The organism is Blautia massiliensis (ex Durand et al. 2017), assembly GCF_051861785.1.
Lineage (GTDB): Bacteria > Bacillota > Clostridia > Lachnospirales > Lachnospiraceae > Blautia_A > Blautia_A luti_A.
Map to the genome: position 1 here is coordinate 1,599,237 of NZ_CP146725.1, position 19,660 is coordinate 1,618,896.

General features: G+C 41.1%; 16 protein-coding genes and 1 pseudogene. 5 read left to right on the forward strand and 12 right to left on the reverse strand.

From position 1 onward, the window contains the following. Nucleotides 1-127 precede the first annotated feature (127 nt). Both V9W66_RS07710 and V9W66_RS07715 read left to right on the forward strand, forming a co-directional pair. Nucleotides 128-1,297 carry a PqqD family protein gene (locus V9W66_RS07710; RefSeq protein WP_243121560.1) on the forward strand — a complete coding sequence of 390 codons (1,170 nt, stop codon included), beginning with the start codon at nucleotides 128-130 and terminating at the stop codon, nucleotides 1,295-1,297. Beyond that, nucleotides 1,287-3,056, forward strand: a complete 1,770-nt coding sequence (locus V9W66_RS07715; RefSeq protein ID WP_144092078.1) for a peptidase domain-containing ABC transporter — start codon at nucleotides 1,287-1,289, stop codon at nucleotides 3,054-3,056. Before V9W66_RS07710 ends, V9W66_RS07715 begins: the two co-directional genes overlap by 11 nt. A gap of 440 nt (nucleotides 3,057-3,496) precedes the next feature. Here V9W66_RS07715 and V9W66_RS07720 read toward each other — a convergent pair whose 3' ends face one another. Continuing rightward, nucleotides 3,497-3,877: a hypothetical protein gene (locus tag V9W66_RS07720; RefSeq protein WP_144092080.1), complete on the reverse strand. Its 381-nt coding sequence runs from the start codon at nucleotides 3,875-3,877 to the stop codon at nucleotides 3,497-3,499. A 272-nt stretch (nucleotides 3,878-4,149) separates the two neighbouring features. On the opposite strand from V9W66_RS07720, the gene V9W66_RS07725 reads away from it, so the two are divergent. Then, nucleotides 4,150-4,614 (forward strand): S24/S26 family peptidase, encoded by a 465-nt coding sequence (locus V9W66_RS07725; RefSeq protein WP_144092082.1) that lies wholly within the window; start codon nucleotides 4,150-4,152, stop codon nucleotides 4,612-4,614. Nucleotides 4,615-4,616: 2 nt separating this feature from the next. On the opposite strand, the gene V9W66_RS07730 is transcribed toward V9W66_RS07725, so the two are convergent. Next, the gene (locus V9W66_RS07730) at nucleotides 4,617-4,880 is read right to left on the reverse strand and encodes a PqqD family protein (protein ID WP_186289958.1); all 264 of its coding nucleotides are present in this window, start codon (nucleotides 4,878-4,880) and stop codon (nucleotides 4,617-4,619) included. 111 nt (nucleotides 4,881-4,991) lie between these two features. Continuing rightward, nucleotides 4,992-5,396 (reverse strand): annotated as a pseudogene (gene tnpA / locus V9W66_RS07735) (IS200/IS605 family transposase). Nucleotides 5,397-5,480: 84 nt separating this feature from the next. On the opposite strand from tnpA, the gene V9W66_RS07740 reads away from it, so the two are divergent. Next, nucleotides 5,481-6,620 (forward strand): RNA-guided endonuclease TnpB family protein, encoded by a 1,140-nt coding sequence (locus tag V9W66_RS07740; RefSeq protein WP_144092087.1) that lies wholly within the window; start codon nucleotides 5,481-5,483, stop codon nucleotides 6,618-6,620. Nucleotides 6,621-6,810: 190 nt separating this feature from the next. Further along, a complete protein-coding gene (locus tag V9W66_RS07745; RefSeq protein WP_144092089.1) occupies nucleotides 6,811-8,004 on the forward strand; it encodes a nucleotidyltransferase domain-containing protein in 1,194 nt (397 codons plus the stop codon). A 33-nt stretch (nucleotides 8,005-8,037) separates the two neighbouring features. On the opposite strand, the gene V9W66_RS07750 is transcribed toward V9W66_RS07745, so the two are convergent. The 9 genes from V9W66_RS07750 to pelG form a co-directional block, all read right to left on the reverse strand. Beyond that, nucleotides 8,038-9,405, reverse strand: coding sequence for a DUF4832 domain-containing protein (locus V9W66_RS07750; protein WP_144100456.1), 1,368 nt, complete (start codon nucleotides 9,403-9,405; stop codon nucleotides 8,038-8,040). Nucleotides 9,406-9,463: 58 nt separating this feature from the next. Further along, entirely contained in the window at nucleotides 9,464-11,818 is a 2,355-nt protein-coding gene (locus V9W66_RS07755) for a hypothetical protein (protein WP_144092093.1), read from the reverse strand. Nucleotides 11,819-11,830: 12 nt separating this feature from the next. Next, the gene (locus tag V9W66_RS07760) at nucleotides 11,831-12,883 is read right to left on the reverse strand and encodes a glycosyltransferase family 2 protein (RefSeq protein WP_243121561.1); all 1,053 of its coding nucleotides are present in this window, start codon (nucleotides 12,881-12,883) and stop codon (nucleotides 11,831-11,833) included. Then, nucleotides 12,880-14,427, reverse strand: coding sequence for a lipopolysaccharide biosynthesis protein (locus tag V9W66_RS07765; RefSeq protein ID WP_243121562.1), 1,548 nt, complete (start codon nucleotides 14,425-14,427; stop codon nucleotides 12,880-12,882). Before V9W66_RS07765 ends, V9W66_RS07760 begins: the two co-directional genes overlap by 4 nt. 70 nt (nucleotides 14,428-14,497) lie before the next feature. Further along, complete coding sequence (locus tag V9W66_RS07770; protein ID WP_439362987.1) at nucleotides 14,498-15,796, reverse strand: DUF4832 domain-containing protein; 1,299 nt, start codon at nucleotides 15,794-15,796, stop codon at nucleotides 14,498-14,500. After that, the gene (locus V9W66_RS07775; protein ID WP_144092099.1) at nucleotides 15,771-16,556 is read right to left on the reverse strand and encodes a glycosyltransferase family 2 protein; all 786 of its coding nucleotides are present in this window, start codon (nucleotides 16,554-16,556) and stop codon (nucleotides 15,771-15,773) included. Before V9W66_RS07775 ends, V9W66_RS07770 begins: the two co-directional genes overlap by 26 nt. Before the next feature lie 23 nt (nucleotides 16,557-16,579). Then, the gene (locus tag V9W66_RS07780; RefSeq protein ID WP_144092101.1) at nucleotides 16,580-17,827 is read right to left on the reverse strand and encodes a glycosyltransferase; all 1,248 of its coding nucleotides are present in this window, start codon (nucleotides 17,825-17,827) and stop codon (nucleotides 16,580-16,582) included. Then, nucleotides 17,824-18,144 carry a hypothetical protein gene (locus tag V9W66_RS07785; RefSeq protein WP_288631595.1) on the reverse strand — a complete coding sequence of 107 codons (321 nt, stop codon included), beginning with the start codon at nucleotides 18,142-18,144 and terminating at the stop codon, nucleotides 17,824-17,826. Before V9W66_RS07785 ends, V9W66_RS07780 begins: the two co-directional genes overlap by 4 nt. Nucleotides 18,145-18,210: 66 nt before the next feature. Beyond that, complete coding sequence (gene pelG, locus V9W66_RS07790) at nucleotides 18,211-19,656, reverse strand: exopolysaccharide Pel transporter PelG (protein WP_144092105.1); 1,446 nt, start codon at nucleotides 19,654-19,656, stop codon at nucleotides 18,211-18,213. Nucleotides 19,657-19,660: the final 4 nt, after the last annotated feature.

Sequence of the window (19,660 nt, forward strand, 5' to 3'; positions counted from 1 at the left end):
ATTATAAATGAGTAACAGATTTTTTACAATGTCTATTTTCAACTCATCGAGAGATTTTGCTGATTTTTGTGTTATAATCTGTTTTGAAAACTTTGACTTTCAGAAAGAGAAAGGAAACCTTTTTATTATGTTCAGATGTCAACCCGGATATACCCTCCGGAAAATCAAAGATACCTGTTACCTGCTGCCATATGGCCAGCAGATCGCAGACCAGAAAAAAAGCTTTATCCTCAATGAGACCAGCTCATTTTTATGGAATATTCTGCAGCACAATGAAGAAGCAGAACCAGAGGAGCTGGTAAAACTGCTTGCCAGGGTTTATCAGCTGGATGAATCTTTTTTCCCTGAACTGCGCAGTGATGTGATGGATTTTCTTACACAGCTTACAGGCCTGGGAATGATCACAGAAGATCTCCATCCGATTTCCAAAGAACCTTCCGGCTCTATGGTCATTGCCGGGATCACAATGAAGCTATATGGTCCCCGGGAACTGTTTTCCACATGTTTCGAACCCTTTTATAAAAAGTTTTCTGCGGAACCAGATCAGATACTTGAGCTGATCACTGCACCTCCGGCCAGCCGCTGTTATGAGCAGGTTCTTCTGCAGAATTCCGAAATGACTATCTTCGAAAATTCTGACCGCTACGTTGTTCTTTTTCCTCAGATGCAGAATATTTACGAAGCTCACATGCTCAAGGATGGTTCCTATGTGCGGATCCACTGCCATGCCCAGGCAACTGAGCTTAATACAGACAACCTGTTCCACGCAATACGCCTGTTTTTTCTTTTTATTGCGCAGAAAAACGGGCTCTTTGCCATTCATTCCGCATCCATTCTTTACCATGATAAGGCCTGGCTTTTTTCCGGGCATTCGGGAATGGGAAAATCAACTCATACAGCTTTATGGCATGAGCTTTTTGGCACGCCGTATCTGAACGGGGATCTGAATCTTCTGGGATTCGAAGACGGTCATATCACTGTTTACGGAATTCCCTGGTGCGGAACCTCGGAGATTTTTACTACAGAACAATATGAGCTCGGAGGGATCGTGCTCCTGGGGCAGGACTCGCAGACAGACCGGCTGGAAAAATTACCTCCTTCGGAAAAAATCCTCCGGGTTATGCAGCGTATGATTTCTCCTGCCTGGAAAGAAATTCAGCTTACCAGAAACCTGTCCTTTGCAGAAAAAATCGCAGACTGCGTGCCAGTGCTCCATTTTCTGTGCACAAAAAATCCTTCTGCTGCCCACACTATGAAGAACGCCATTGACCTGCGGAGGAACTGCAATGAAAGATAAAATATTTCTGGTCTGGAAGCATCTGAAACAGGGCACCTTGAAAAAAATGTGGAAACAGACCTTATGGATCTATCAGTACGGCAAACGTTACTGGAAAGCTATGATCCTCTATACTTTGCTTGGAATTACCGGAACCGGCGTTTCCCTGATCTCCAGCCTGATCTCCAAAGATCTGGTCGATATCATCACCGGCCACCAGACCGGAAAACTTCTGAGTACTTTTGCTGCAATGATCGGTTTTTCCGTAGCCAATATCCTGGTTTCACAGGCTTCCGGATATGCCTCCACATTTATTAATTTAAAGGTGGATTCAGAGATCAAAAACGATATTTTTTCCAAAATGCTGGTGACTGACTGGGAATCTCTTACGGATTACCATACCGGCGATCTGGTGACACGGTGGAGCTCCGATGCTTCCAATATTTCCAGCGGAATCCTGAACTGGATACCAAACCTGATCATTTATACGTTCCGTTTTATCAGTGCTCTCGCAATCGTACTTTACTATGATCCTACCTTTGCGTTGTTCGCACTGCTTGGAATACCGTTCAGCGCACTGCTTTCCAGACCGCTTCTTCGGCGTATGCGGGATAATAACCAGCGAAGTGCTGCCATGAATGCAAAGCTCTACGGATTTAACCAGGAGGCTTTTTCCAATATCCAGACCATCAAAGCTTTTGACCTGATCCATTTTTACACGGATAAACTGAAATCTCTTCAGAAAGATTATATCGATATGAGGCTGGATTTCCAGAAAATGTCCATCCTGACCTCTGTCCTTATGTCCATTATCGGTTTTATCGTATCGTACAGCTGTTATGGCTGGGGAATTTACCGTGTGTGGAGCAATGCGATCAGTTACGGAACCATGACCATGTTTCTTTCTCTTTCCGGCACGCTGACAAGTGCAGTGAATTCCCTGGTCAGCCTGATTCCTTCTGCGATCTCGCTGACGATCTCTGCCGGCCGACTGATGGATATCGTGGAAATGCCCCAGGAGGATTACAGCCAGGATTCCGCTGTCCGAAGCTTCGAAAAGCAGTATCGGGAGGAGGGAATCGGTCTGAATATGCAGGATCTCAGCTATACTTATCATAACGGAACTTCTGTTTTTGCCAACGCTTCCATGGAGGCTTATCCTCATGAGATCGTTGCCCTGGTTGGGCCTTCCGGCGAAGGTAAGACAACTATGCTGCGTCTGATTTTGTCCCTTCTGACGCCACAGACCGGTTCTTTCCATGTCTGCGCGGGCAAAAATCACTCGAATATGCTGGATATGTCACCGTCTACCAGAAAGCTGTTTTCCTATGTGCCTCAGGGAAACACCATGTTTTCGGGAACGATTGCTGAAAATATGCGAAATGTGAAGCAGGACGCCACAGATGAAGAAATTATCGAGGCACTGAAACTGGCCTGTGCATGGGAATTCGTGGAAAAGCTTCCGGATGGAATCGAAAGCGTCATTAAAGAACGGGGCGGCGGTTTCTCAGAGGGCCAGGCCCAGAGACTTTCCATTGCCAGGGCACTCCTCAGAAAATCTCCGATCCTTCTGCTGGATGAAGCAACTTCCGCGCTGGATGTAGCCACAGAACGTAAAGTTCTCAGAAATATCATGCAGGATACTTACCCCAGAACCTGTATCGTGACAACTCATCGGCCTACGGTCTTAAATATCTGTACGCGGGTTTATGCGATACGGGATAAGAGATGCGAGGTGCTTGGGGATGGGGAGATTCAGAAGATGGTGAAGGAGTTCTGATCTGCGATGTATCAGCCTGATTTTTAATCTTTAACTTGTCAAATGTGTTAAAAAATCCCCCACAGAAATAGTTGCCTGTTTCTGTGGAGGATTTTTTATATTTGAATTAATCTTGATCTAATTAATCTGTAATGTGGATTATGAAGTATATCCTGCATCTGTAACAGAAACTAATGTCGCCTTCGTAACTCTTCATCGCCAATTCGACCTACAAGGCATACACACCCTCAGCCATCCCTGCATCAACAGAAACCACCGGTTTCTCGTATACCTTCACGTTAATCTTCCTCCCACATCTTACACGATCAAATAAAACAGATATTCACCATCCATCTCACTGAATATTCATAAATCCAATCTTTCAGCATTCGTGTCAAGTGAATAAAATCATCTGTATTCGATACATAGCTCTGCACCGAATAACTGATTCACAGATTCAGTTAGTTCACAGAATATGTAAATCCAGTCATCTTCAGATCATCAATATTTGTTCCGTGATTCAGATGAATTCCGATCGTCAGTGGATTCTTTGCTGTACTTGCGAATGTAAATGTCGCTGTCTTTCCTGACCAGGAAGTCTGTACAGATGCATCGTCTGTCTCTGCCTGATCCACAGTATCATTAAATGTAACATTCAGTGTGATCGTTCCGTTAAGATCAGACCAGTTGGCCATCGCAAGGCCTTTACCGCCATTGGTTCCCCAGCGATCCCATACACCATAATATGTTACATTCAGTGTACCCTTTGCACCGCTTGCCGCATATACACCTTCTGCCAGTCCCTCATCAACAGTTACTATCGGTTTTTTATACATTTTCATAGTTTATTTTCCTCTCTTATGCCATCAAAAGCTAGTAATTTATCTGTTTCATCTTTCCTTTTATAATATCTATCAGGCCCTTGAAAGTCAAGTATTATTATAAAAAATATCGTGCTATTTCTGACACGTTTCTGTCAGTTATTGTTGTTCTTTATTTACAGGAATGCTATAATACGCACTAGCCAGGCAGACAAAATTCTCTTCATTGAGCAGATAACTTGCCGGACACTACCAAACACACCAGTATTATACCAAATTTAAGGACGATCACCATGAACAATACATCCCAAACATCACCGAAAATCGATCTGGAACAGCTTCTCCGTGACGGAAATATCATCCGCATCAAACCACAGGGCTACAGCATGTACCCTCTTTTTATTCCCGGCCGGGATGAAGCCCTGATCCAGCAGACATCTTCCACAGACTGCCGCAGAAATGATGTAGTTCTTTACCGCCGTGACCGGAGTATCCTTGTGCTCCACCGCATCGATAAGATCACAGAAGAGGGATTTTTTATGGTTGGTGATAATCAGTGGGAAATTGAAGGCCCGCTTCGTTCTGATCAGATTATCGGAAAACTTGTAGCTTTTGTACGCAATGGACGGGAGATTTCCGCACAGAATCCTTTTTATCGTTTTCTGTCCTCTGTGTGGCTTCTGATGCTGCCGGTTCGTCCTTTCTGTTTTCGTTTAACTGCATTTTTTCGCCGGATCTTCCGAAAGCCAAACTCTTAGGCTCACAGAAGAATTCCTTTTTCCCGGAAAGTTTTTACCGCATTTTTCACATCCTCGTAAACCTCGGATGCTTCTATCCCATATTCGTTTCCAACCATCTGCGCCAGTCCTTCAATATCTTCTGCCTGATCTGCATGGATATAAATAAATCCTGCTGTTTCGCTTAAGGAGATCACCTCATTGACTTCCTCAGTTCTTTTTCCCACCGGAAGCACAATATACTCATCTTCCAGCTCTTTTACAATATATCCTTCTGTCTTTTTCATTTTCCCTTCCCCTTTATTTCCAAATATATTCATAAATAAATCCTTTCGTTTGTCATAGGCAGAAACCCACTGCCTTTAGGCGGTGGGAGGAGCCTTGTAAATCGTTATCTATTATCCCTGATTCTCAATATATTTTTGTATAGTTACTGATGACACTTCTCCAATGCTACAAGCAAAATAACCATCTGACCAAAATGTTTTTTTCTTCCAATACTGTTTTGATAAGACCGAATTATACTTTTACCATAAGCAGTAGGTTGTTTCCTGCTTTACAATTTTAACAATGTCGCATACTCTATCCGTTGCATCATAACTTAACAAAAAATGTATATGGTCTTTGTCTGTTTCCATAGCAATTATTTCGTAGCCACGAGTATTAGCTATATCGAGAATCTTTTGTTTCACATCATCAGCAATAGAGCCTTTTAGTAGTTGTTTGCGGTATTTGGTTACAAGAACTATATGTACTTTCAGACTGTATTTTCGTCTGTTATGACGATTATATCTATGATCCATAAATCACCTCTGATAGTTATTGACATTCACTAATCATTAGTATACACTATTATTAGTGAAGCATCAATGAGAGGAGTACATTTTATGGAACAGATAACTATAACTGCAAAAGTTCAGATAGTTGCAACTGATACAGATAAAGTTTTGCTTAATAAAACAATGTCTGTTTATTGTGATGCCTGTAATTATGTTTCAGATTATGTATTCCGCACACATGACCTAAAGCAGTTCTCACTCAATAAAATTTTGTACTCTGCTCTAAGGGAAAAGTTTAGTCTTAAATCACAAATGGCGCAGTCTGTTTTTAAGACGGTTATCGCAAGATATAAGACCATTCTTGAAAATCAGCATGAATGGATAAAACCATCTTTTAAAAAACCTCAGTACGACCTGGTTTGGAACAGAGATTATTCTTTAACTCAAAACTGCTTTTCCGTCAATACTCTTAATGGTCGTGTGAAACTTCCTTATTTTGCTGAGGGTATGTCTGAGTATTTTAAACATTCTATTTACAAGTTTGGTACTGCCAAACTTGTAAATAAACATGGTAAATATTATCTGCATATACCAGTTACCTATGAGGTTGAAGAAAGTAATATTTCTGATATTTGTAATGTTGTAGGTATTGACAGAGGTATCAACTTTGTTGTTGCAACTTATGACAGCAAACATAAGTCCGGATTTGTTAGTGGTAAAGCTATTAAACAGAAACGGGCTAATTATTCCAAGCTTCGTAAAGAACTTCAAATGCGACATACGCCATCCTCAAGACGAAGACTAAAAGCTATCGGTCAGCGAGAAAACCGTTGGATGCAGGATATTAACCATCAGGTATCGAAGGCACTCACCACCGGTAATCCAAAGCATACTCTCTTTGTATTAGAAGATTTGACTGGTATTCGCAATGCTACAGAGCATGTCAAAACAAAAGACCGCTATGTTTCTGTATCATGGTCTTTTTATGACCTTGAGCAGAAGCTGATTTACAAAGCAAAGCAGAATCAATCTTCTGTAATAAAGGTGGATCCTCGTTATACCAGTCAATGCTGTCCTGCTTGTGGACATACTGAAAAGTCTAATCGTAATAAGAAAATACATTTGTTTACTTGCAAAAACTGCGGTTATACGTCTAATGATGACCGTATTGGAGCTATGAATCTGTATCGTATGGGAATAAACTATCTTGCTGATAGCCAAGTACCTAATACAGTTGTAACAGAGTAAACTCTGCTACAAAGGGTGCTGTCAACCATCCAATGATGTAACGCCACTTTAGGCAGCAATGCCTATTGGGGATAAAAGGTCGGAGGCGTAAGCCGTTACTACGACTGGGCAGTTACAAGCCCATTACCTTTAGGTGATGGGTAGTTGACGATATACTTACTATTATTTTATACCTTTTCAGGAGATCAACATGGAGCAAATATACCAAACTTATCTGAACATAATAAAAAATATCTGCACGGATTCCAACGATCCTGTTTCTGTCACACCGGAGCAGCTTCCGGCTCTGGCGAACCTGGCACAGGAGCACTGTACCGTTCCCTTCGTGCTTCCCTGTCTCAGATCAGCTTCTGTTTATCCTTCCATGAAGCACCAGGTAAAAGAAATGATGCTGAATTACTATCAGATCGAACATTTTACCCGGACTACCGTATCTCTCCTGAGAGAGAACCATATTGACTGCTACCTTCTGAAGGGTTTAAGTCTTGCCGACTGCTATCCTGTCCCGGAGTATCGCAAGCTGGGAGATCTTGACCTTTATCTGGCCGAACCGGAAATGCTTTCTCAGGCACAGACTGTTCTGGAATCCAACGGATACATTCTCCAGGACGAGCTCAGTGATCATCATGTAACTTACTATTATACATTTCCAAAAACCGGACGCCGTTTTATCCTGGAGCTTCATTACAGAGTTGTCGGACAGTACCAGTACAGCCGAACCAATGAGATCGTAGATCTCGTTTATTCACCGACACAGCTGAAGAAATCATCTCAGATGATCCATGGATACAGCTATACAGTCCTGCCGCCAACAGAATACGTTTTTTACATGATCCATCACATGCTGAAACATTATCTGTACAGCGGATTCGGAATCCGGCTTCTCTGCGATTTCACTTTTTATCTGAAACGTCATGAATCCGAAATTGATTTTGACCAGATACATACATGGTGCAGGGAATCGCGGATCAGCCATCTCTATGAGATCATTCTGGAAAGCTGCCGGATATATCTCGACCTCCCGGATTCCATAGATCCCCAGACCCACTACGATACCTCTGACTGTCAGGATTTTATCACACAGATCCTGAAAGACGGTGACATGGGAACCGATGTTTCACAGACTCTGGTGGGAAGCAGCTCCTACCAGAAAGTCAACCTGTTTACCTATTTCCGTGAAGGTCATGTCCAGATGAAAGTCCGCTTCCCAAAAGCCAGCCACTTCCCGATCCTCTGGCCGGTACTCTGGGTGATCACTTTCGTCTGCTTCATCCGCAACACCTACAAAGTACGGAATACAACCTTCCTGCAGACACTTCGTAACTTCAAAAAAAGCAACCAGAAAACAAAACTTGTCAAAATTTTTGAAAACAGTGATTCCTGAGTGGGAGTCACTGTTTTTCACATTCTATAAAAATCACCACAGATAATTTCTTCCATTTTTATAACTGCATTTCATTGCCATGCGTACACTGGCCTTTCCTGTCATGGGATCTTCAATTCCAATACTCAAATCATATTTCTCGCCTGCAAGACCTGCCAGTTTTTTTGTATCAAGCCTGGTTTCTGTTTTTATGATTTCTCCAGGCAAAACTGATGAAAGCTGAATATCAATCTGCTTCTTTTCAACTATATTTCCATCTTCATCTGTCACATAGATCCATACCGGCCAATCTTTATAAAACGGAGCAGCTCCATCATTTTCCCAGATCAGCCTCAGCTTTGTTCCTGTAATCCTCTGTAAAAGAACAGCCCGGGAAACCCACAGGCGGTATCCCATATTTTTTAACACCTTTTCATATCCCTGCTGATATTTTTTATCCGCAATATTAGGACCTATAAATGTAATATGCGATTTTCTGATCAGTTCCACTGTCTGAAATATATCTGTATCCAGCATGTTCTCCATGGACAGTGAGCTGGTAAATTCACCGCCAACGGGAGCTGTTTTCCAAAAATCCGGCATGGAAACTATAGCATTTTTTTCATCTGTCTGACTGAAATTTCCGCCATTCTGAATTTCTTTAAGCCAGGATTCTGTCTCTCCCGAGTCACCAGTCATATCATTATAAAGCCCCATTCCATATTTGGAAGCATGGGAAAAAGGTCTTCTCATCAGCAACATTGCATCTGGAAAAGCCTCAATCCATGGAGCTACATACTTCTCCCGCACATCTTCTTTTGGAAGCCGCTGGATCCCTGCACTATAATTAACATGCCATTCTCCCCAGTGGCCAAGGCTTCCCAGTTCAATATAGCTGATCAGGCCATCTCCTCCCAGATGTTCCCCAAGAGCTTTTACTGCCCTGTCATGATAATAGATCATCTGTTCATTATTATAATCTGGTGCAAATCCCTTCCCAAATTCCACATCATACCAGGTTCCCGCATGGTCTGTTTTTTCATATAACCATTTGGGAATATCCATGTGTTTTTCTTTTCCAGGTACATCACAGACAAATCTCAAGACTATATGTTTGCCTTCTTTTCTCCAACGGCTAAGCTGATTTTCTTTTTCAATGCTTTCCCAGTCATATTCGCCCTCTTCCGGCTCCAGTTCTGCCCAGGTAATATCCATATACAACATAGATACGTCATCACTTACTGTATCATTCCACGCACACGGCACATATCCCATAAGAGGATTGCCAAAAATCTCCTCTGTTTTTTCATATTCTTTTACATTTTCTTTTAAAAACATATACGCGCCAGCTGCTGCCGCAAGTATGACAGCCAGAATGATCACACCTGCTGCCATACCTTTCCAGTATTTTGCCTTACTCATAATCTGCTCCTGTCTTCATCTGACACTGCAATTCGAAATTTTCGTTTCTGATATTTTCCTAATTGCTTAAATCGTACAACCGATCCGAATTCTGTCTTATTGCAAAACATATAAAATTATCATCTTCATAATATGTCTTGATTTCATTTGGAAAACAAGATTTAAAATTCATGCACCAGTCATATATTTCTGACTCCAGGATCTGTCGGTTTTTGATGTTTGAATATGCATCAGAAGCTTTTCCCATGATCGCAAGAGGTTCTCCCACCAATTTTTCTGAGATTTTACCATTCTTTATATCATTTCCCTGACTCAGAACAGCATTTAAAGTCTTATAGTATTTTGGATATTTGGCCTGAGCCAGCCATCTCGGTCCCGAAAAAAAATGATACTGTGCATAATAGATCGGCTTCTTTTCTATATAGAAAAAGAGATATTCTGTAGGAATATAATACTGGTTCTGTTTTGATTTATAATAAAAATCAAGAATTTCCTCATGCCGTCCGGATTCGATTGCCTGATATGTTTCCTCTGTTGTAGATATAATGGTATACGTATACTGCGGATATTCATCAATAATACTGTTTGTAAGTTCCACAACAGAATTGTAGCGTGTCAGCTCGTAATACAAATAGCCATGAAATACTCCAAAATAATTCGTTCCTGTATAAATGAAAGCTACTCCCAAAACACTCAGATACGGTGCCAGCCCTCTTACTCTTGTTTTTTCAAACAGGAAAAACAACTGGTCAACAGGAATCGCCATCATAGACAACAGTAATACCTGCTCTGTCAGACATAGACGGGCACCTGCAATGATCTCCGGCAGTCCTAAGAATGGTGCCGCATACAAAACCATAAAAAGTACAGATGCAAAAGTTATTCCCAGATACATTTCAAACGGAACTTTCCGGAATCGGATAAAATAAACAGCCACATTCAAAATACCAAGTGCCAGTGCGATCAGTGTAAATTTCATAAGCCAGCTGGCACGTGTTCCACCATAAAGCTTCGCATATCCATATTTATATACAAGCTTTACTTCATCGAGGATCTTCTGTACCCGGTCTTTCAGGGAGACCTTTGGCTGTACCTGCACACTGTCGGTACTTTGCTGAACATTTTCTCCGTCAGAAGATGTCTGTGACTGATTCTGCCCAGTTTCACTGCTACTCTCTAACAATTTCCGGGCAGCCTCATCCATACTGCTTTCATCGTTAATACTTTGTGCAACCTGTGTTCTTCCCTCTTTTGTATCTGTACCATTGATAATATTCATTCCCCAGTTCAGCGAGCCCTGAAGCGGGATTCCTGTTGCAAAAGCAAGTACCATCGGTATTGTGGAAATAACAACAGCTGCAATAACAGCAGCAATAAGTTTGCCGAAATTTTTCTTCTGAAAGATCTTCCTGATTCCAAAAACAGCAAAGGAACCGCACAGAAAAAATGCCATGATCGTAACATAAAAATGAATCGCAAGGGAAGCTGCCAGTGCCATCGTAAACAGAAACAGGTCGTCTTTTTTCTCTTTCGAATCCTGTTTTTTTCGCATAAAACGAATCAGATACATGGCGCACAAAAACTCTGTATACAGGCCAAATTCCTGCGGTATGGTATATTGCAGTCTGGATATACCGTAAATCTCATCAACACATATAACATCTACTGTCAGAAATGCAGTAAGAACAAGATAAACTGTATATTGGGATTTCATTACTTCTCTGAGCAGACAGTAAATTGCAATAAGGAAAGCACTTGTATGAATCTCTCCCAAAAATAAAAGACTGCTGTATACTGGTATTCCAAACAGAACATTCATCACATAAATAAAACAATGCATAGCTTCCGGATAAACACCTTCCAGAAAGATCTTTCCTTCTTGCAGCCCATAGATCCATGCATGATGAACATACATATCACCCCATCCATAGGAATGGCACTGAAATGCACCATAAGAGAAATACATAATGCCAAATATGATCAGTACCATTAGAATACTGTACTCTATTTTTCTGCCCTTGGTTTTTTTGTCCAACCATTTCAGGATATTTACTATAATATTTCTTACTGTATCGGCTAATCGGAACAAAAGAGATTTCCAGCCTAATGTTCCCGAAAAGAATGTCCGCACCTGTACCAAAAAGCTGCTACACAGCTCTTTTTTCTTCAGAACAGAGAGCGCAAATATCCCATAAAAAATACAGAAAATGATCCATCCCTTTAGTATATGAATCAATCCCAATCCAAGCACCACTGCATTGATCAGCAGAACGGAAACTATGGAACAGAATGCAAAACGATAAGTCAGGCTTTTCCCGGACAGCTTTTTTCTGAAGACAACAGACGGCCATAAATACATCAGAAAAATATATCCGATAAGAACCTGTATAAACTGACTAATCCAATATCCCATATTCTGCCTCTCCTATTCACGAAGTCCTGTATCAGATAATCTCTCATCTATTTTCAGATCGACCACCAGTTTGATCCCCACTGATAAAAACAAATACCACTGATGCTTCATTCCCAACGCAAATCCCCTGATGATGATCTTCCACAAAGGCTGTTTTAATTCTGACAATTTTCTTTTTTGGGAAAGTTCCAGAAAACTCTCTTTTCCAAGAGGCTCCTGACCATAAACTTTCAATACTTTCCGCACTGCCCACAAAGAATTATTATGCTGTATATATTCCATCTTACCATCAAAGAAAGAAGCAAAAAAAAGTGTATATTGCACCAAGCCTTTATACATATCCATATCTTTTTGCTTTTCTTCAATCCATTCTTTGATTGTATAAGCGATCTTCATCCAGCTTTTAGCTGAATTTGGATGATATTTCCATGAAATCGATTCCAAATTTCTACGGTAAACATAACCCTGTTTCTCAAGAAATACATATTTCGCATCACATACATAACACTGCATATTAAACAGCTTATCTTCTGCATAGGCACTATCTGTAAAAACAATCTGATTCTTTTCCAGAAACTCTCTTTTATATAATTTTCCCCATACATAAGACAAAGTTCCAACAGAAAAAAAGCCCTGAAAACGAAACGCTTCAGATAAAGGACTCGATAGTGCAAAAGTCTGTGTTCCCTGGGCCGGAAGCAGTTTTCCATCCCATAATCTTGCATAATTGCTGACAACAATATCCGCATTTATACTTTCCGTAATGCTGATATACTGATAAAACACATCTTCATCCGGAATATAATCATCGGAATCCACAAACACGATGTACTCTCCCTGTGCAGCTTCAAGTCCAGCATTTCTCGCCGGACCGGGACCTTTTCCAGGACTTTTTATCATATGGATCTCCGTATATTTTTCCTCATATTCCCGGATGATATCGGGGCTTTTATCTTCTGATCCGTTTTCTACAAGTATAATTTCCCAATTCTCATAACTCTGTTTTATAATACTGTCCAGAGTTTCCCTGATGTACTTTTCAGCATTATATACTGGTATGATCACTGAGATTTTTTTCCTGCAAAAACCCTTTTTATTATTCTTATCAGCAAGATCCATAATTCTCTCCATTCAACAGTCTTTCTGTAAACCAGCCATAACAGAATATTCGGTACTATCAGACAGATCATCAGCCTTAATACCAAAACAAAAAATGCCTGTCCTGAAATAAACCTGCAGCAATATTCGGTAATTCCCCATACTGCTGCCATCACTCCAAGATATCCGGCATACTTTATGAAAAATCCAGTCACCGGTCTTTCAAGTCTGTATTTATAGATCACATAAGGTTCCACCCATACAGAGGTAAGTACAGTGCTGCAAAATGTTCCCACAAACACTCCTGCCACTCCTAAATGTGTTACCAGCAAAACAGAAATCACCAGATTTAAGACAGCCTCTGCCACAGCTTTATAACGATCATACCAAAACAAGCCCATAGATTCTTTGAAGATCAGTATAGCACGCCTCATTCCATTGATAAAAAAGTTAATACAAAGAATCAGCACGATTTCTCTCGCAAACAGATATTTTTTTCCAAATGCAATCTCCACAAAAGGATTCAGAAGTTCCATAAGACAGATTCCCGCAAATCCGAATAACCAGTATCCAATAAAAAATAGCCTGTCAAAGATCTGCCCTACCTTTTCCTTATCTTCTGTCACGCCAAGGTTTCCCACACTTGCCGTAACCCCCAGCATAGCCTGATCCAATACCTGACGCACAGATCCTATAATCAGAAAATAATTGGAATAAATACCGGCTGTAACAACCCCAACAAAACTGGATATCAGAAGGTTATCAGTATTATTCACCACTACATTGCCAATCTTGTGCATAAGCATTGCTTTTACATTCTGAAAAATATCCCTTCTTTCATTCTGCGGAAGTTTATCCTTACAAGGCTCCTTCAAGTAAGGAAAAAGTCTGTCCGCTTTTCTGGACATACAAACATTTCCACTTATCGTACACACAACCGCAACAATAAGAAACAGGATAAAGTTCCCGGTCAGAAGCAATACAACGATCTGACAGATATCCTGCAATACAAGAAATCCATTATGATACATCACAGTAATATAATTCATCTGGTGAGCATCCACCAATGTCTTCTTGTAAATCAGCAAATAAGACACAACTGAATTCGTAAGATACAGAATATAGATCATGATCAGATGATCCACATCCGGCCTGTCCTTCATCAGAATATCCAGAAACGGAATCAGGCACAGTCCCGCCACCAGAACAAAACCTGCTGTCATTCTGTAAAAAGTACGGAACATCCGCATCAGGATCTGCTGTTTTTTGATATCATTTCTGGCAATTGGACCGTAAAGAGCATATGTAATTGCAGTTCCTACTCCAAGTTCTGATAATGATAATATGTTTAATATATCTGTAAACAGACCATTGATTCCTACATAACCTTCACTGAGCGTTCTCGTAAAAACGACCCTTGTAAAAAAGCCCATAAGAATTGCTGTTACCTGTGCAATAAAGGCTACCGTTGTATTCATGACAGAATACTCAGTCCTGGATTTCTGTTTCAAGCTTCACTTATCCTTTCTACTTTTGGTTATAATCATTATAATCAATTCATAATTGCATGTATAGATATTTTTAAAGAAGCCCGATGCAAAGACTTTCGTCACTGTTTTTATTTGAAAAATAAATACTTCGCCCGTCTGATCTTCTCCGGGCTTTCAGAAAAACTTTCCCGCGGGCAGGCCCTGTCACTGCTTTTCCACAGAGAACAGTTCCCGGCAATATTTTCCGCAGATCCATAGAAACCGGAACTTCTTTCTGCTGATCCTCATTCTCGATCATCAGAAATAATTCCGCATCCTGAAACAGCTTTCCAAATCCGGTATTTTCAATTTCAATGGTAAATTCTGCTTTTCCACGCCAGGTACGTTTCATCTGAACGCTTTTTACTGTCAGGCGATAACCAAGGTGGCTGCCTATATATTCATAAAGGCTTCGCCCCTGCCAGATCCCGGAGCCTGTATAATTTATTTGTTTCCACCGGTTAAGAACTTCCATATCGTAAGTACGGTCCAGATAAACAAGATGCATGTTCTTCAGTTCACTGATAATGAAATCCGCCTCTCTGACTTTCACGGCATCTTCTCCTGTACAGGAAGTCACCTCACCGCCACAGGGCAGGCTTTCTGTAAGCCGGCTGATAAAATCCAGCTCTTCTTTTCTGGTCCATGCACCGCGCCATCCTGCCGCCTCTTTTGTCATAGTACCGAATGTTCCAAGATGTGTCAGAGATCCCAGGATACCATCGTCAAACAATGACAGCCGTGAGTATTTTTTCTGCAAAAAATCCTCTTCACTTCTCAGGGTTCTCCACTGTGACGGCGTACGCACAGCCAGACAGATATCCTCTCCAAGGTACTCCCTCATACAGCTCCACATCTTATGAAGATGTTCCGGAGATAAATATTCGGAATCGTGCATCTCTCCCCAGCTGCCAACCAGCATTCCCTGAAAAATAAACACAGAATGTTTTACACTTTTCAATATTTCTCCAATCTGTCTCATGTGCTCCAGCACCAGTTCAAAAGCATCCGGCTCGCAGCTTCGTCCATTTCCTTCCCGGTCATATACAGGACGAAAAATCACATCCTTTTTGTATTGCATAAAAAAACTGAGAATGTTCCTGATATTTCCAAGGGCATCTTCATCCAGCAGCTTACTGCGATATGCGTGGATATCAAGCAGTACCAGTGCCATCGACTCCCCCTGTCTCAGACTCCATCTCAGTTCTCCCGGATCTATACTCTGTTCAACCATAAAAGTATAGATCCCGTACCATCCTCTGCCGGGATTTTCCGGTTCATCCAGACTCTCTGCGAGTTCTGCCTGCCGGAAATCCCAGCCATTTCTATTTATCATATTTTTCCAGAGCATGTATCTTACCTTCATCCATCTTGAGGATTTTTTCCCTGATCCATACTGCCAGAACGGAAAAAGTCATGCGGAACATATAGAGTATTGGCTTCAGCCCGGAATGCATGCTGATTCCTTCTGTTCTCATATGCATCACTGCCGGAATTTCCCTGACCCGGAATCCCAGAAGCAGCATCTGCATCAGCATATTTGCGTCTGGATATTTATCATCAAAGTTATCATATTTGGAATAAAAAAGAAAAGTTCTCCAGCTCAGCCCCTGCAGGCCTGTAGTCGGATCAGAAATGCTTCTTCCTGTTCCCAGTCTCAGCATTGTCCGAAACCACGCAAATGCAATTTTTTTCGCCGGAGATACCGGAAAATCTGTGCTTCCTTCCATAAATCTTGAACCCAGGACAATATCCGGTAGCTCACCGTTCTCATCTCTGGTCTGCAATGCCTCATAGATTTTCGGAATATTGCATACATCATGCTGTCCGTCTGCATCCATCTGTATCACATAACGGTAATCCTTTCGCACTGCATACTTATATCCAAGCTGCAGGCCACTTCCATATCCAAGATTAAAAACATGAGTCACAACATCATGTTTTCTCTCTTTTGTTACATGATTGGTTGCATCTGAGGATGCATCGTTCATAACCAGTACATCTGCGATCTGCGCGATTTCCGGCTGTTCCAGCTTTTCAAGCACTGGAACAATCGTTTTTTCTTCATTGTACGCCGGAATAATAATCAAAACTTCTTTTCTGTTTCCCATGGCTTTCTTTCTCTTTTCTTACGCTATATATATCGAACTTTTGTATTCCGCTCTGCTCCATTCCTGTCATTCCTGCTGCAGCAAAACAGTTTCATTTCATCCTCCTGATTATCTGAGATCCGACGAGAGGCATTTTTTCTGTACTGCATACATTTCTCATCATCTTCCAGCAGCTCTTTTATATTTCTGCTGATGTCTTCCGCTGACAGCTGACATAAGGATCCGTCTATTCCATCATTTACCTGTTCCCGGTTTCCGCTGCAGTCCGACACCAGGATCGCACAGCCAAGAACCTGTGCTTCCTGTACTGAAATGCTTTTTCCTTCAAAACGGGTAGCATGCACATACAGATCACACTGCTTATAATAGGGATAGGGATTTTCCTCTGCTCCCAGCAGGATAAAATCTCCGGTAAGCCCAAGACTGTCTATTTTCTGCTGAAGCTGCTCTTTCAGCTCACCTTCTCCCAACACATACCAGCGCACATTTACGCCCTGGTCTTTCAGAAGTTTCATTGCGTCAATAGCTGTTTCATAAGCTTTCTGAACAGTTAATCTTCCTACAGTCAGTATCCTTTTTCCGTTATATGTATCCTCAAAACCGCCTGGAAGTTCTGCTTTTCTTATGATTTCCTTCCTGTCGATCAGATTGTGGAAAATAAAGGTTCTGTCTGCACACTCGGGATATATTTTTTCAAAGCTTTCTTTTACTTCACCGGACACCGTAAAGACCCTGTCAAAATCCAGATAGCAGTTTTTATCCAGTTTTCTGCTGTAGCCTGCATACGAATAGTCCACATGCAAAAATGTGAACTTCTGCTTTGCCTTCACATGGTCATGGACAAAATATGTGGAACCGCCTTCCAGATAAGCGATCGCCATATCATACTCCTTATCCAGACTCATTCCGCTGTCTGACATAACACGCCACAGAAGCTTGTCTGCATGAATTTTCTTTTGTTTCAGCATAACTGAGATATTTTTTATCAGATACGGAATGTTTTTAAACAAAGCTCCTCTGGTAAACAGCCGCCTGAAAACCTTTTTATTCAGTTTCTTTTTTCCCTCTCTTGTAAGAACCGATTCTGCTGTATAATCTCTGTTCAGGATATTTACATACTCCGGCACCTGACTGATCAGTTCGCCCTGTTCAAGCAGTACATAAAGATCAGTCTGATACTGCTCCGGCGAAAATCTTTTCAGCAGCTCCAGAAGTGCTTTTTCTGCTCCGGCACCTCCAAGAGTGTTGATGACAAACAATACTTTTTTCATTTTTCTTTTTTCATTTTCTCCAGCTCTTTAAATATTTTCTCACAGTCGTTATTTAAAAGTGATATCTGCATGGCCATTTCCTGATTCCGTCTTTTCAGAAGGGATACCTGGGTGCTTATAAACCACAGTCCCCATAAAATTCCTGATACAACGATGATGATCAGGATCAGTCCTCTTGTGCTTATGTACCGATCCAGCTGAGACGGATTCAAAAGCACACCGGAAAGAATCATCAGCGCAGATAATAATACCCATGCAAGGCAAAATGGTTCTGTCATTTTTCTTTTTGCAAGTGACAGTACTGCTTTTACAAGCATATATGCTCCTGCCGCAATTACAAATAATCTAAGTATATCTCCTGAAGCCATTTTTTCGTTCCTTTCCTACTGCTCATATCTGTCAAATACTTTTGGCGATGGGCAGTCTCCTTTTTTCTTTTTCAGCAGATGTCCGTTGCAGAATATATGAAAATCCAGATGTTTTTCCATCCACTGAAGCCTCATATAGGCTACTGTCCATCCTGCGAAACTTCCTGCAACAAGTCCTGCACCATACCAGATCTCCGAAAAATGTGTGGAAATCATACTTCCTGCCATCGTGATCAGGCAGAATGCCAGTCCTGTCAGCACACAGCCTTTCATATCATTAAAATAATACATAAAAATAATTTCTGCATACATGAGAAACAGAATAAAATATCCTGCTGCCAGACACGGATAGATCCTCAGTGTCATTCCTCCGAAACCAAGCTGAGGAAGAAAGATCATACAGACCAGAAAGATCACCAGTGTAATAATAAACTGGACTCTTGCAAGGCTCATCAGCTCTTCTGAAAGAGTACGGAACATCCTTTTTTTCGTAATGGCGATATCCGCTCCTCTTCCGCCGATAACTGCCTCTGAATATGCCTTGTATCTGTCGTGAAAATACATTTCCACTCTGCTGATAAAGATAACACTTGCAGAGATATTTGTAAACATCGCAAGGCAGGTTGCCATATCATACGTTGTTACACATACAAAGGATTTTACCACTATCATGTGAAGATTTGTTGTCCAGAAAACAAAATTATGAATATAAAGTCCCAGTGTATACAGAAAATTCGTTACAACCAGCGGCCAGTATTCTCTGAAATATCCCAGAACCTCTCTGTACCTTCCGCTGTTTTCCCTGAAATAGCTTCGCACCACAGACATTTCCATACAGGCGATCAGCCAGAACCCGACAGCCAGTGAAAACAGCATTCCGTAGGTGATACTCCAGTGAAATATTTTTACAAGAAGCAATGACAGAAAGAAAGTAACTGTCATGCCTGCTGCAAAGAAAAACGAGATTTTTTTGTAATCCTTACAGATAGACAGATACAGCATGGAATAAAACACCAGGACAAGTGCTATATATCCGCAGTATCCTGTAAAAACATAAATGATATCTACCTTTCCCACGATCACCTCGCGAACACAGAATATAATTCCCAACACAGAACTGAGAAGAATATTCATGAACATTCCCACATAATAGCAGGGCAGGATATCCTCATATTTCTCTTCATAGATCACATCCGACATATATTTTGACAGTACAGAGTTAAACGGTGATGCTGTCAGCAATGAGAAAATAAAAATATACAGCACTGTACAGGAAAACAGTTCCCTTGTAATATAAGCTACAGAGGAAAAATCCAGAAAGTATTCCATAAGTACAAGTGCACCGATCACAACAAGCATTGGTGCAATGGTAACGACCGTACTGTATCCAACTCCTATGATATCTGTTGTCAGCGTATTCTTTTTGTATATGTTTGTCAGTTTTACACCTATTCCAGCCATGTAT

What these genes read in the sequence shown, in the direction of transcription:
- V9W66_RS07710 (WP_243121560.1), top strand. Translation starts at nt 128, where the DNA reads ATGTTCAGATGTCAACCCGGATATACCCTCCGGAAAATCAAAGATACC.
- V9W66_RS07715 (WP_144092078.1), top strand. Translation starts at nt 1,287, where the DNA reads ATGAAAGATAAAATATTTCTGGTCTGGAAGCATCTGAAACAGGGCACC.
- V9W66_RS07720 (WP_144092080.1), bottom strand. Translation starts at nt 3,877, where the DNA reads ATGAAAATGTATAAAAAACCGATAGTAACTGTTGATGAGGGACTGGCA.
- V9W66_RS07725 (WP_144092082.1), top strand. Translation starts at nt 4,150, where the DNA reads ATGAACAATACATCCCAAACATCACCGAAAATCGATCTGGAACAGCTT.
- V9W66_RS07730 (WP_186289958.1), bottom strand. Translation starts at nt 4,880, where the DNA reads ATGAAAAAGACAGAAGGATATATTGTAAAAGAGCTGGAAGATGAGTAT.
- V9W66_RS07740 (WP_144092087.1), top strand. Translation starts at nt 5,481, where the DNA reads ATGGAACAGATAACTATAACTGCAAAAGTTCAGATAGTTGCAACTGAT.
- V9W66_RS07745 (WP_144092089.1), top strand. Translation starts at nt 6,811, where the DNA reads ATGGAGCAAATATACCAAACTTATCTGAACATAATAAAAAATATCTGC.
- V9W66_RS07750 (WP_144100456.1), bottom strand. Translation starts at nt 9,405, where the DNA reads ATGAGTAAGGCAAAATACTGGAAAGGTATGGCAGCAGGTGTGATCATT.
- V9W66_RS07755 (WP_144092093.1), bottom strand. Translation starts at nt 11,818, where the DNA reads ATGGGATATTGGATTAGTCAGTTTATACAGGTTCTTATCGGATATATT.
- V9W66_RS07770 (WP_439362987.1), bottom strand. Translation starts at nt 15,796, where the DNA reads ATGCTCTGGAAAAATATGATAAATAGAAATGGCTGGGATTTCCGGCAG.
- V9W66_RS07775 (WP_144092099.1), bottom strand. Translation starts at nt 16,556, where the DNA reads ATGGGAAACAGAAAAGAAGTTTTGATTATTATTCCGGCGTACAATGAA.
- V9W66_RS07780 (WP_144092101.1), bottom strand. Translation starts at nt 17,827, where the DNA reads ATGAAAAAAGTATTGTTTGTCATCAACACTCTTGGAGGTGCCGGAGCA.
- V9W66_RS07785 (WP_288631595.1), bottom strand. Translation starts at nt 18,144, where the DNA reads ATGCTTGTAAAAGCAGTACTGTCACTTGCAAAAAGAAAAATGACAGAA.
- pelG (WP_144092105.1), bottom strand. Translation starts at nt 19,656, where the DNA reads ATGGCTGGAATAGGTGTAAAACTGACAAACATATACAAAAAGAATACG.